The organism is Tessaracoccus sp. ZS01, from assembly GCF_022342445.1.
Taxonomy (GTDB): Bacteria; Actinomycetota; Actinomycetes; order Propionibacteriales; family Propionibacteriaceae; genus Arachnia.
In genome coordinates this window covers 15,123-26,633 of the sequence record NZ_PQFE01000021.1, presented here as the reverse complement: position 1 = coordinate 26,633, position 11,511 = coordinate 15,123, and the positions used below count along the sequence as shown (strand labels likewise).

11 protein-coding genes are annotated in these 11,511 nt (G+C 67.5%); 4 read left to right on the top strand and 7 right to left on the bottom strand.

Annotated elements, in window-relative coordinates; translation table 11 throughout:
- Positions 1 to 2: 2 nt before the first annotated feature.
- Positions 3 to 1,448: a cysteine--tRNA ligase gene (gene cysS, locus C3E87_RS13470; RefSeq protein WP_076063805.1), complete on the bottom strand. Its 1,446-nt coding sequence runs from the start codon at positions 1,446 to 1,448 to the stop codon at positions 3 to 5.
- A 90-nt stretch (positions 1,449 to 1,538) separates the two neighbouring features.
- On the opposite strand from cysS, the gene C3E87_RS13465 reads away from it, so the two are divergent.
- The gene (locus tag C3E87_RS13465) at positions 1,539 to 2,258 is read left to right on the top strand and encodes a DsbA family protein (protein ID WP_198928322.1); all 720 of its coding nucleotides are present in this window, start codon (positions 1,539 to 1,541) and stop codon (positions 2,256 to 2,258) included.
- Between the two features lie 46 nt (positions 2,259 to 2,304).
- Positions 2,305 to 2,925: a class I SAM-dependent methyltransferase gene (locus C3E87_RS13460; RefSeq protein ID WP_076063803.1), complete on the top strand. Its 621-nt coding sequence runs from the start codon at positions 2,305 to 2,307 to the stop codon at positions 2,923 to 2,925.
- A gap of 28 nt (positions 2,926 to 2,953) precedes the next feature.
- Here the strand turns inward: C3E87_RS13460 and C3E87_RS13455 are convergent, their stop codons facing one another.
- Both C3E87_RS13455 and C3E87_RS13450 read right to left on the bottom strand, forming a co-directional pair.
- The gene (locus C3E87_RS13455; RefSeq protein WP_076063800.1) at positions 2,954 to 3,832 is read right to left on the bottom strand and encodes a hypothetical protein; all 879 of its coding nucleotides are present in this window, start codon (positions 3,830 to 3,832) and stop codon (positions 2,954 to 2,956) included.
- Positions 3,833 to 3,978: 146 nt separating this feature from the next.
- The gene (locus C3E87_RS13450) at positions 3,979 to 4,857 is read right to left on the bottom strand and encodes a hypothetical protein (RefSeq protein ID WP_076063798.1); all 879 of its coding nucleotides are present in this window, start codon (positions 4,855 to 4,857) and stop codon (positions 3,979 to 3,981) included.
- 189 nt (positions 4,858 to 5,046) lie between these two features.
- Between C3E87_RS13450 and C3E87_RS13445 the strand changes: the two genes are divergently transcribed.
- Positions 5,047 to 6,174 (top strand): hypothetical protein, encoded by a 1,128-nt coding sequence (locus C3E87_RS13445; protein WP_076063797.1) that lies wholly within the window; start codon positions 5,047 to 5,049, stop codon positions 6,172 to 6,174.
- A 38-nt stretch (positions 6,175 to 6,212) separates the two neighbouring features.
- Here C3E87_RS13445 and C3E87_RS13440 read toward each other — a convergent pair whose 3' ends face one another.
- The 4 genes from C3E87_RS13440 to C3E87_RS13425 form a co-directional block, all read right to left on the bottom strand.
- Complete coding sequence (locus C3E87_RS13440; protein ID WP_076063794.1) at positions 6,213 to 7,589, bottom strand: DUF4032 domain-containing protein; 1,377 nt, start codon at positions 7,587 to 7,589, stop codon at positions 6,213 to 6,215.
- 71 nt (positions 7,590 to 7,660) lie between these two features.
- Complete coding sequence (locus C3E87_RS13435) at positions 7,661 to 8,047, bottom strand: hypothetical protein (RefSeq protein WP_076063792.1); 387 nt, start codon at positions 8,045 to 8,047, stop codon at positions 7,661 to 7,663.
- Positions 8,044 to 9,201: a cystathionine gamma-synthase gene (gene metB, locus C3E87_RS13430; protein WP_076063790.1), complete on the bottom strand. Its 1,158-nt coding sequence runs from the start codon at positions 9,199 to 9,201 to the stop codon at positions 8,044 to 8,046. Before metB ends, C3E87_RS13435 begins: the two co-directional genes overlap by 4 nt.
- Positions 9,202 to 9,354: 153 nt before the next feature.
- On the bottom strand, positions 9,355 to 10,446 hold the full coding sequence (locus C3E87_RS13425) for an ABC transporter ATP-binding protein (protein ID WP_076063788.1): 1,092 nt from the start codon (positions 10,444 to 10,446) through the stop codon (positions 9,355 to 9,357).
- Positions 10,447 to 10,674: 228 nt separating this feature from the next.
- Here C3E87_RS13425 and C3E87_RS13420 point away from each other — a divergent pair, with 228 nt between their 5' ends.
- Entirely contained in the window at positions 10,675 to 11,412 is a 738-nt protein-coding gene (locus C3E87_RS13420; RefSeq protein ID WP_198928321.1) for a DedA family protein, read from the top strand.
- Positions 11,413 to 11,511 lie beyond the last annotated feature (99 nt).

Genomic DNA, 11,511 nt, shown 5'->3' with positions numbered 1-11,511 from the left:
CGTCAGTTGTCGAGGTGCCACTTGGGCCCGGACGGGGTGTCTTCGATGGTGAGGCCGACGTTGCTCAGCGTGTCGCGGATGCTGTCGGCGGTTGCCCAGTCCTTCTCGGCCCGGGCCTTGGCCCGCTGTTCGAGGAGAGCGGCCACCAGGCCGTCGATGACCGGGGTGAGGTCTGCGTCGGTGCCCTGGCTGGCCCACTCCGGGGCGTCGGGGTGGATGCCGAAGACGTTCAGCATGCTGTCCACGACGAGGGCGTAGAGCCTGGCGTTCTCCGTGTCGCCAGCGGCGATGGCCTGGTTGCCGGCGCGGATGGAGTCGAAGAGCGCGGCGGTGGCGGCGGGGGTGCCCAGATCGTCGTCCATCGCCTCCGTGAAGGCCTCGTACCCGGCGGCGTTCATCGGCGCGTAGGCGACGAACCCCTCCTCGGGCAGGAAGGCGCGGGAGCGTTCGACGAAGGAGTCGATGCGTTCGATGGCCTTCTCTGCCTCGGCCAGGGAGCCGCGGGTCTCGTCGTCGGCCGGGGAGAATTCGATGGTGGAGCGGTAGTGCGGCGAGAGCAGGAAGTAGCGCACGGCGCGCGGGTCGTAGGCCTTCGTGACCTCGGAGACCAGCGCGGTGTTGCCCAGCGACTTACTCATCTTCTCGCCGGCCATGGAGACCCAGGCGTTGTGCAGCCAGAAGCGCGCGAAGCCGCGCCCCGCGGCGGCCGACTGGGCCAGTTCGTTCTCGTGGTGCGGGAAGCGCAGGTCGATGCCGCCGCCGTGGATGTCGAAGGTGTCGCCCAGGTACTTGCCCGCCATGGCCGAGCACTCGATGTGCCAGCCGGGGCGGCCACGGCCCCACGGTGACGGCCAACTCGCGGTGAGCGGCTCGTCGGCCTTGTGGCCCTTCCAGAGTGCGAAGTCTCGCGGGTCGCGCTTGCCGCGCGGGTCCGCGTCGGCGGCGGCCTCCATCTGGTCGACCTTCTGGCCGGAGAGCTCGCCGTAGCGGGGCCAGCTCGTGACGTCGAAGTAGACGTCACCGGAGCTGTCAGCCGCGGGGTAGGCGTGGCCCTTGCCGATGAGTTCGGCGATGAGCTCGACCATCTCCGGGATGTGGCCCGTGGCGCGCGGCTCGTAGGTGGGGGGCTTGCAGCCGAGCGAGGCGTACGCGTCGTGCAGTTCGCGCTCGAAGTGGTACGCGTGCGCCCACCACTCGACGCCCTCCTCGGCGGACTTGGTGAGGATCTTGTCGTCGATGTCGGTGACGTTGGCCACCACGGTCACCTGGTAGCCCGTGTGCTCCAGCCAGCGGCGCAGGACGTCGAAGTTGACCTCCTTGCGGATGTGGCCCAGGTGGGGTGAGGCCTGGACGGTCAGGCCGCAGTGGTAGATCGACACTTTGCCGTCGACGAGGGGCACGAACTCGCGCACGGTTCGTGAGGCGGTGTCATACAGCTTCAGCGTCACAAGAGGGCAGTTTACCGGTCAGAGCCCCCGTCGATGCACTGTCGACGGGCACGCGCGGCGGCCAGCCCCGCTTCCTGTATGGTTGAAAATGTGAGTATCGACGTTCAGATCTGGTCCGACATCGCCTGCCCGTGGTGCTACATCGGCAAGCGCCGCTTCGAGAAGGCCCTTGCGGAGTTCCCGCAGCAGGACCTGGTCAACGTGACCTGGCGCTCCTACCAGCTCGATCCCGGCCTGCCCGAGCACGACCACCGCTCCGAGGTCGACTACCTCGTCGAGATGAAGGGCATCGCACGTCCCCAGGTGGAGCAGATGCTCCAGCACGTCAAGGGCAACGCCGCGGGGGAGGGCCTCGAGTACGACTTTGACGGCCTCGTCGTGGCCAACTCGCGTAAGGCGCACCGCCTGCTGCAGGCCGCCAAGGCCGCGGACCGGGCCGACGGCGACCACCGCACCGACACCCTCAAGGAAGCCCTCCTGGCGGCGCACTTCATCGACGGCGAGGACATCAGCGATGTCGAGGTGCTGACGCGGCTCGGGGCCGAAGCGGGCCTGGACCAGTCGGAGGCCCGCGCCGCCGTCGACTCCGCCGAGCTGGATCGCGCCGTCGAGGACGACATCATGGCGGCGCGTCAGATCGGGGTGCAGGGCGTGCCGTTCTTCGTCTTCGAGAACAAGTACGGCGTCTCCGGTGCGCAGCCGGCAGAGGTGTTCGCCCAGGTGCTGCAGACCGTGGCGTCGGAACAGACCCCCAGCCTCATCACCATCGAAGGCGAGGCGGGCGACGCCTGCGGCCCCGACGGCTGCTGACGGCCGATACCCCGCCGGGTTCGGGCCGCGTGGAACACTGGGGTCCATGACCACGCCTGAAGACCGCCAACGGCGACTCTGGGACACCACGGCCGCGCGCTACGATCAGATGGTCGCGCCGCTGGAGGGTCGTTTCATGGCCGCCAGCCGCCGCTGGGTGGGTGAGCGTGCCGTGGGCGAGACCCTCGAGGTCGCCATCGGCACCGGGCTCAACCTCCCGCACTACCCCGACGACATCACCGTCACCGGCCTCGACATCAGCGCCCCCATGCTCGACGAGGCCCGCGCCCGTGCAGCGCGAACCGGCCGCGAAGTCACGCTCGTGGAGGGCGACGCGCAGGACCTCCCGTTCGCCGACGGCACCTTCGACACCGTCGTGTCCACGTTCGCCATGTGCGGGGTGGGCGACGACGACCGTGCCCTCGCGGAGTTGGTCCGGGTGGTCCGCCCGAACGGCCGGATCCTGCTGGCAGACCATGTCGTCTCGACCAACCCGGTTCTGCACGCGCTCCAGTTGGCTCTGGAGGCGGTGACCAAACGCACCAACGGCGAGTACTGGACGCGGCGGCCGCTGCCGAAGCTGGAGCGCATGAGCGGGGTCCAGATCGTCGACAGCGGTCGCAGTCACGTGGGCATGATCGAGCACCTGCACGCCCGCAGGTCCTGACGGGCGGCGCGGGCCTCAGCTCATCGGGTCAGCTCATCGAGGAGACGAGGGTGGTCGTCACCTGGTGCACATCGGCGACCGGAGTGTTGAACCCCATCACCATCGTGTGCCCGTATTTGGCCGACTTGAAGACGCAGACGTATTCGCCGGAGTCCGGGATGGTGCCGCACACGGCTGCGCCCAGCGTCGTCGAGTCCTGGAGCCCGAGGCGCCACATCTCGACGCCCATGTCCAGGTTGCCGAAAGCCACCACTCCCACGCCCGTCTCGGCGGCGAGATTGCGGGAGTAGATGATGGCGCCGTCCGCTTCGTAGGCCGTCATCGTGCCGATCCTGGCGGGGACGTCGGCCAGGTCGATGGGTGTCGGGGTGAAGTTCTCGAGGTCGGGCGAGACGGGCGTGACGGGCTGGGGGAGCGGCTGGACGGGGCCGAAGCGCACCATCGAGTTGAAGATCCACTGCTTCTGCCACGCAAAGCCCCCGGGGGTCTTCGCGATGACGTCGGCCTCGATGTAGGAGCGGCAACCGCCCCGGCCTGTGGTGGCGGTGTCGCACTCCGTGCGCCAGTTCCGTCCGCCGCTGACGAAGCCGTTCATGTTGTGGCTGGCGAGGGGGTTGCCCGCCCACGTCTCCCTGGGCGATTGCAGGTATGTCAGGTTGTTGAAGGCCCAGCCGGTGTTCTGGACGAACCTCCCAGCCGAGTAGGTGACCACCGTCGCCTTGATCTCGGTGCGACAGCGGTGGGTGATCGAGTACGGCTCGCACTGCGTGCGCCATTCGCGGCCGTTGACATAGTGGTAACCCTCGGTCGAGTAGATGTCTACCTCGGCGGAGGCGTCTTGGGCGATCGTGAGTGCTCCGACAGTGCCCAGCAGCGCAGCCAGCGCCACGCGGATGACCTTCTTCATAGGTGCTCCTTGTGTCCGCAGCCTCGACGGTGAGGCCTGTCTGGAGACTATCGGGCGGGCCTCGGTGATGTGCCGCGGGGCGCATTATCGCCGACGCGCAGCGGGCCCCGAGCGGAAGCTCGGGGCCCGTCATGGTTGCTCCAGGATCAGACGAGGACGCCGTCCAGCTTGAGGGTGACCTCCAGCAGTTCGGCCCTGGTGGCGCTTTCCGCCATCACGATGACCGTCCCGTACGTGGCCGTGGTCAGCACGCAGGCCTCCGCCTCGATCTCCTCGATCGTGCCGCACACAGCGGAGCCGACGTTCTCGGTGTTCGTCATGTCAGCGATCAGCGCTTGCGACCCTCCCTCGATGTCGCCCAGGGCCATGACGACGACCAACGCGTAGCGGTCGCCCGAGGCCTTGGTGTAGGACACGAGGCCCTCGACCGACTCCTTCTCCCAACCGGCGATGGCGGGGGCATCCGACGGAGCGATGGGGACGACGTGCGGCTCGATGATGGGCTCGGTGGGATCCGTCGGTACGGGCTTCGGGGCGTTGGTGCTGAAGCGGACCATCGAGTTGAAGACCCACTGCGTCTGCCACGTGAAGCCGCTCGCGGTCTTGGCGATCACGTCAGCCTGGATGTAGGAGCGGCACCCGCCCTGGCCGGTGGTGGCCGTGTTGCATTCGGTGCGCCAGTTGCGGCCGCCGCTGACGAACCCGTTCATGTTGTGCGTGGCGAGAGGGTTGCCCTTCCACGTCGCCACCGGCGCTGGCAGGTAGGTCAGGTTGTTGAACACCCAGCCGTTCTTCTGCACGAACTTGGCGCCGTCCCAGGACACGACGGTGGCCATGATCTCGGTGCGACAGCGCTTGGTGACCGAGTACGGCTCGCAGGTGGTCCTCCACTGGCGGCCGTTGACGGTGTGCTCGCCGGGCGTCGAGTAGACGTCGACGGGCTCGGCCGAAGCGTTCGGGGCCAGCACCACGGCGCCGGTGACGGCGAGGAGCGCCGCCAGGGCCACACGGACGGTCTTGAACATAGTTGGGTCCTCCCAAGATCGTGACCCCGACGCCGGGGTGTGCGCCGAACGATACCGCCCGGCGGTGGGACCGCGCCTCGGGGCTGGGTAATGAACCCAGCGGCAAAGCCCCGATCCGATCAATGCCGACGAACCATCGCCAAACGGGAAACAGGAAAGGTACATTGCTGTTTTTCGGTGGGGGACGATATGGGATTCCTGGACAAGCTCGGCGACCTGTGGCAGCGCGAGTCACGCACCGTCGTGCACGGATGGATCGCGCAGGATGACAGCACCTACGGACCCGAAGACGAGGGGCGCTATTACCTGTCCGTCAGCTGCGCAGACCTGGGGCTCCGATTCGACCGCCAGCGACTGGGTGAACGCCGCCCCGTGTTGCAGTCGATGGTGACCTGGCCAAGTCAGGACGAACGAATCCCCGTATCCACCACCCTCGGGCCATCCAGCTTCACCTCCCTCAACAACGGCGACTTCGCGCACCTCATCCACGAGAACGTGGCGCTCACGGGTGACCTCCCCATGAACTCCGACGCGATCAGCATCGTCGTCGGTCTGATGGCAGCCCCGGGGGAAGGCCTGCTCGACCTTGCCACCGAATTTCTCGGCGACCTGGCGTCCCTGACGCAGGTCCCTCAACTCACGGCTGCTGCGCCGATCGCCACCAAGATCGCGAACGGTGTCGACAAGCTTCTCGGTACCGATGAGACGATCGGGCTCATTGCCCTGCAGATGTCGATCCAGGCCGACGCGCTGCGTGAAGGCTACGTGGTGGTGACGGACTGGCCGACCGATGAAGGCTCGCTCGACCGTCTCGCCATCGATGGTTCACGGCTCATGATGCATGATGGCGATGACTGGGTTCCGGCCCGGGGCTTCAACTATCTGGTGCTCGACGTGCAGGTGACCCCGTCGCGACCCAAGCGCTGGCGCGAGCTGACGGCGATTGCCGGCCTCGCCGAAACGGCCCTCTCCCAACTGGCGACGGCGACCTCACCCGAGGACGTTGAGGCTGCCGGCAGCGCAATCCAAGTGGCCATGAGCACCGTCCTCTTCGAACCGAACCTCACCGTCACCGACCGCGACGCCGCCGCAGATCAGATTCAGGAGATGTGGGACAAGGCGGTCACCCGTCGTAATGCGGTGCTGTCAGAGGACGCGACGACGCAGCCTGACCGCGGAGCGGCCGACGAGGCGGAGCTCGACTCCGGTGAGCGCGTCCCGGGGAAGCAACTCGACCGAGTCCGGCTGTCCAGCATGGTCTCGGCCGGCGACCGCGTCACCTCCAGGCTGAAGATGCTGCGCACCGAGGCGCGATAGGCAGTCGCTGGGAGCGGAAGCCTGAACGGCGCCAGCGGTTACTTCTGCTTCTTCTTGGCAGCCTTCGCCCGCAGGGCGTTGATGTCGAACGTGGCGGCCAACTCCAGGTCTGGAGCGTTCGCGCTGTCCTCCCACGGGTCGTACGGCTTCTCCTCGTTCTCGTCGACGAAGCCATGGGACGGGTCGTACTTGTTGGCCAGTTCACCGCCCACCATCTGAAGGTCACCGAGCTGCTCGTCGGGCAGGGTGGTGAGGATCTCGTGGATGTAGCCGGAGGCCGCGTCCGCGGTCGGCACCTCGCGGTTCTCCCGCTGCGACTGGTACCACCGGTAGTCGAGCACCTCGTGGAAGAACTGGGCGGCGTCGCGCTTGCTCCTGAGGTCTGCCGGGATCCGGTTGATGGCCGGCTCGAACACCTCGACGAGCCACTTGTGCGCGGCCACGGACTCGGCCATGTTGGGGGCCTTCTTGGCGCGGAAGGTGTCCATGTCGTTGAGGAGCCGGCGCGCCTGGTGCTCCTCGGCGTCGAGGCCGGTGAGGCGCATCAGCCGACGGGTGTGGTGGCCCGCCTCCACCACCTTCGGCCGCATCCTGATGGTGCCGCCGTCCGCGGAGGCGTCGACGTCGATCTCCGCCACATCGAACCCCAGGGCGTTCAGGCGGCGGACGCGCCCCTCCAGGCGGTACAGCTCGGACTCGTCGAACTCCTCGACGCCCGTGAGTTCCGCCCAGAGCTGGTGGTAACGGTCCTCGATGGTCTTCACAAGCCACTCCGGGTCCAGCGACGGATCGAGGATGCCGCCCGCTTCCAGGTCGAGGAATTCGCCGAAGAGGTTGGTGCGCGCGATCTGCAGGTCGTGGGCGCGCTGGCCGTCCGTGAGCTGGTCGTGCAACTCGCCGGTCTCCGCGTCGACGAGGTAGGCGGCGAACTCGCCCGCGTCGCGCCTGAAGAGGATGTTCGACAGCGATACGTCGCCCCAGTAGAAGCCGGTGAGGTGCAGGCGGGCGAACAGGACGACCATGGCGTCGAGCAACCGGTTGACGGTCTCATGCTTGACGCCGTGGTAGAAGAGCGAACGGTAGGGCAGGGAGAACGGGAGGTGGCGTGTCAGGAGGATGGGATCCAGCGGGTCGCCATTGGGGTCCACCCGGCCGAGGACCACGCCCACCGGATCCACCGACGGTACCTTCAGCCGCTTCAGCTCGGTGAGCAGGCGGTACTCCTGCACCGCCACCTCTTCGAGGATCTCCTTCGCGGCGAAGATCTCGTCGCCCACCTGGAGGAACCGCACCACGTGCCGCGAGATACCGCGCGGCAGCGCGACGAGGTGCTGGGCCGGCCAATCGGTCAGCGGCACCTGCCACGGGAGCCGCAGCAGGTCGGCGTCGGGCCGGGCAGCGAGGAATCTGGGCACACGCCCAGCCTACTGGGGTCGGTCCCTCGATGCAGTTCGCCTGATCCTCGCGGGACTCCGACGTGGAGGGTCTACGCCAGCGTTGCGAGCAACGCGGCCGCGTACGCGTTCTCGGCGTCCGAGTCGCGGTGGGTGCTGCCATCTGCCAGCTCGACGACGAACTCGCGGTCCTCCCGGCGCAGGCTGACGAACGTGTCGTCCAGCGCCGTCCGCAACTGGTTCTCGTCCGGCAGCCACACCGTCGCCGACTGGGGCACCGAATCCAGGGCCCATTCGGTGGTGCCGTTGAACGCGAACAGAGTGCCGGTCTCCAGGGGGCGGGCTTCGATGACCATGTCCGCCAGGTAGAAGACGTCGTCGATCATCTCCGTGCGCGTCACGGCGAACCGGTCCCCGGGGCTGGGCACCCAGGCCAGTCCCGCGTCGCGGAGGGCCAGCGCCAGCGTGAGGCTGATCATGTCGCCCTGTCGAGCGCGCGGGTGGCGACGGCCACCAGGTCGTCGCGCCCCTCCACGCCCACGCTGATCCGCAGCAGCCCGTCGGAGATGCCGGCTGTTGCCCTCGCCTCGTCGGTCATGCCGGCGTGGGTCATGGATGCGGGGTGGCAGATGAGGGACTCCACGCCGCCGAGCGACTCCGCCAGGTGGAAAATCTCAAGCCCGTCGAGGAACCGTTCGACGGCGGCCCGGCCGCCCGCCAGCTCAACGCTGATGAGCGAACCGAAGCCGGACTGCTGCGCCTTGGCCACCTCGTGGCCTGGGTGCGACGGCAGGCCGGGCCAGTAGAGGGTGCCGACCGCCGGGTGGTCCTGGATGGCGTCGACGAGGGCCGCTGCGTTCTCGCCGTGGATCCGTAGGCGGGCGTCGAGGGTGCGGAGCCCGCGGAGGGTGAGGAAGGCGTCGAACGCGCTGGAGGTGAGGCCCAGCGCGTTGGCCCACTGGCGCAGTTTCTCGTGGTGCTCCGGGGTGGCCGCGACGACGGCGCCACCCACCACGTCGGAATGGCCGTTGATGAACTTGGTGGTGGAGTGCAGCACCAGATCCGCGCCGTGCTCGAGCGGACGCTGCAGGAGGGGGGAGAGGAACGTGTTGTCCACGGTCACCAGCGCCCCGGCGGCGTGCGCGAGGTCCGCGGTGCGGCGGATGTCGGTGATGCGCAGCAGCGGGTTGGACGGGGTCTCGATCCAGACCATGGCCACACCGCCGTCGAGCGCGGTGGCGAACGCGTCGTCGTCGTTGAAGTCGACGAAGGTCACGTCCAGCCGGCCCTGCGAGGCGAGGAAGGTGAACAGGCGCCAGGTGCCCCCGTACGCGTCATGCTGGACGACGACCCTGCCCCCCGTCGGTACGAACGCCTCGGCGATCAACGTGACGCCGGCCAGCCCGGTGGTCACCGTGGTGGCACCTGCGCCGCCCTCGAGCGTGTTGATGGCGTCGTTGAGCAGGTCCCTGGTGGGGTTGCCGGAGCGGGAGTAGTCGTACTCGCGGGCCCGGCCCAACTCCTCGAACGCGTAGTTCGACGACAGGTAGAGCGGTGGGACGACGGCTCCGTAGGTGGGGTCGACGCCCAGGCCGGTGCGCACCGCCTCGGTCCAGCGGGAGAAGTTGGTCATTCCACTCGGCCTTTCTGCAAACTGTCCCCCAAGATATCCCGACGGGGCTGCTGCGCTGCTCGCTGCCCGCGGTAGTTCGCTGTCAGGTGAGGATCCCAGGGAACGGGAAAGGGCCCCGGCGATGCCGGGGCCCTTCCACGAGTGATCGAGCGATCAGGAGATGCGATCTTCGGTGCGGTCGCTGAACACGTGGAGCTGGTCAGCCGGTGCGGTGAGGCGCACGGTCTGGCCCTTCTCCGGGGCGGTGCGGGCACCGACGCGGGCGACGAACTGCTGGGCGTTGACGATCTCGTCGTCGGAGAGCCCGGCCAGGGTGCCGTACAGGTAGGAGTCGGCGCCGAGTTCCTCGACCACCGCGACGTCGAGACCGATGCCCTCCTGGGCGACGCTGAAGGCCTCCGGGCGGATGCCGACCGTGAGGGTTTCTTCGCCCTCAGCGCGGGCCAGGACCTCACGGGGAATGCGCACGATGTAGTCGCCGACCTGGACGCCGTCTTCGACGCGCCTGCCGGAGATCAGGTTCATGGCGGGGGAGCCGATGAAGCCGGCCACGAAGAGGTTCTTCGGGTTGTCGTACAGCGCCAGCGGGGAATCGACCTGCTGCAGGATGCCGTCCTTCATGACCGCAACGCGGTCACCCATCGTCATGGCCTCGATCTGGTCGTGGGTGACGTAGACGGTGGTGACGCCCAGGCGCTGCTGGAGAGCGGCGATCTGGGTGCGGGTCTGCACGCGGAGCTTGGCGTCGAGGTTCGACAGCGGCTCGTCCATGAGGAAGACCTGCGGGTTACGCACGATGGCGCGGCCCATGGCGACGCGCTGACGCTGACCACCCGAGAGGGCCTTCGGCTTGCGGGAGAGGAAGTCTTCGAGGCCCAGCAGGTGAGCGGCTTCCTGGACGCGCTTCTGGCGCTCTTCCTTGGGGACGTTCTGCATCTTCAGAGCGAAGCCCATGTTGTCCGCCACAGTCATGTGGGGGTACAGGGCGTAGTTCTGGAAGACCATCGCGATGTCGCGATCCTTCGGCGGGAGATCCGTGACGTCACGGTCGCCGATGAAGATGGAGCCCGAGTTGACCTCTTCGAGGCCGGCGAGCATCCGCAGTGAGGTCGACTTGCCACAGCCCGAGGGGCCGACGAGGACCATGAATTCGCCGTCCTCGATCTCGAGGTTCAGCTTGTTGACCGCTGCGCGGTCCGAGCCGGGGTAAACACGGGAGGCATCCCGGTAACTAACGGTGGCCATGCCACTTGTCCTTTCCACGGGCAGGTACGTGCCCGACGATCCGTTGTGGATTGGAACCCTAAGTATTTAGGTTTTCCTGAGCCGGACTTTACACCTTCCGGACTGATCGCCAACAGCGGGGTTCGCTTGTTGGTCGTAACAAACTGGTCACGATCAGCGGCTGGATCGATCAAACGGGAGGCGTGCTCACCGGGGCGCCGCGGGGGTCTTTCACGTAGGCTTCACCCCGTGATCGACGAGCCGAAGTCCTCGGAAGAGCCCCGAACCGAGCAGTGGTGGCAGGACCAGGGCATGCCTTGGCGCAAGGAGCCGGGGCGGGCCGACTACTGGTGTCTGGGCTGGTTCGGCTTCATCGGCTTGTTCTCGCTCGTCCTCCTGCCCACCCGGGCGTGGCTGATCACCGCCGCGCCCGACTGGTTGGCCATGCTCACCGGCGGCCGTACCGCCGTCGCCGTCAGCGGTGCCCTCGGCTCTCAGGGCGACATGCCGCACTGGCCCGTCGTGCTCCTGGTCGCCTCGATCTTCAGCCTCAAATTCGACTGGGTCTACTGGTGGGCGGGCAAGCTCTGGGGGCGGGGCATCATCGAGGTGTGGGCCGGCCAGTCCAAGCGTGCCCAGAGGAACTACGCGCGGGCTGAGCGATGGGCGGAGAAGTTGGGCCCGGTCGGCTTTCTGGTGGCCTACATCCCGATCCCGTTGCCGTTGATGCAGGTGGTGTTCGTGTTGTCAGGGGCCACCAGTATGAGCCTGCGGCGGTTCCTCGTCTACGACTACATCGCCTCCACGCTGTGGCTGGTCCTGTACTTCTGGCTGGGGTGGCGCTTCGGTGCGCCCATCGTGGACGTGCTGGAGGTCTACGCGCGGGTCGCGATGTGGGTGGCGCTCGCGCTCATCGTGTTCATAATTTTCACGAGCGTGCTCGCCCAGCGGCGTCGTGCCCAGCCGAATTCGGGTGAAGGTGCTTGAAACCGGGTCGAGACGCCGTGAAAACTAATAACGGATAGGTATGGCTTTAGGTGGCCCCGCCGGTTCAGGATGATCCATGCGGACGCGCAGGAGCGCCGC

Bases quoted from the DNA above. Each gene is read 5' to 3' on its own strand.
- C3E87_RS13450 (WP_076063798.1), bottom strand. From the start codon at position 4,857: ATGTTCAAGACCGTCCGTGTGGCCCTGGCGGCGCTCCTCGCCGTCACC.
- C3E87_RS13445 (WP_076063797.1), top strand. From the start codon at position 5,047: ATGGGATTCCTGGACAAGCTCGGCGACCTGTGGCAGCGCGAGTCACGC.
- C3E87_RS13460 (WP_076063803.1), top strand. From the start codon at position 2,305: ATGACCACGCCTGAAGACCGCCAACGGCGACTCTGGGACACCACGGCC.
- C3E87_RS13425 (WP_076063788.1), bottom strand. From the start codon at position 10,446: ATGGCCACCGTTAGTTACCGGGATGCCTCCCGTGTTTACCCCGGCTCG.
- metB (WP_076063790.1), bottom strand. From the start codon at position 9,201: ATGACCAACTTCTCCCGCTGGACCGAGGCGGTGCGCACCGGCCTGGGC.
- C3E87_RS13435 (WP_076063792.1), bottom strand. From the start codon at position 8,047: ATGATCAGCCTCACGCTGGCGCTGGCCCTCCGCGACGCGGGACTGGCC.
- C3E87_RS13455 (WP_076063800.1), bottom strand. From the start codon at position 3,832: ATGAAGAAGGTCATCCGCGTGGCGCTGGCTGCGCTGCTGGGCACTGTC.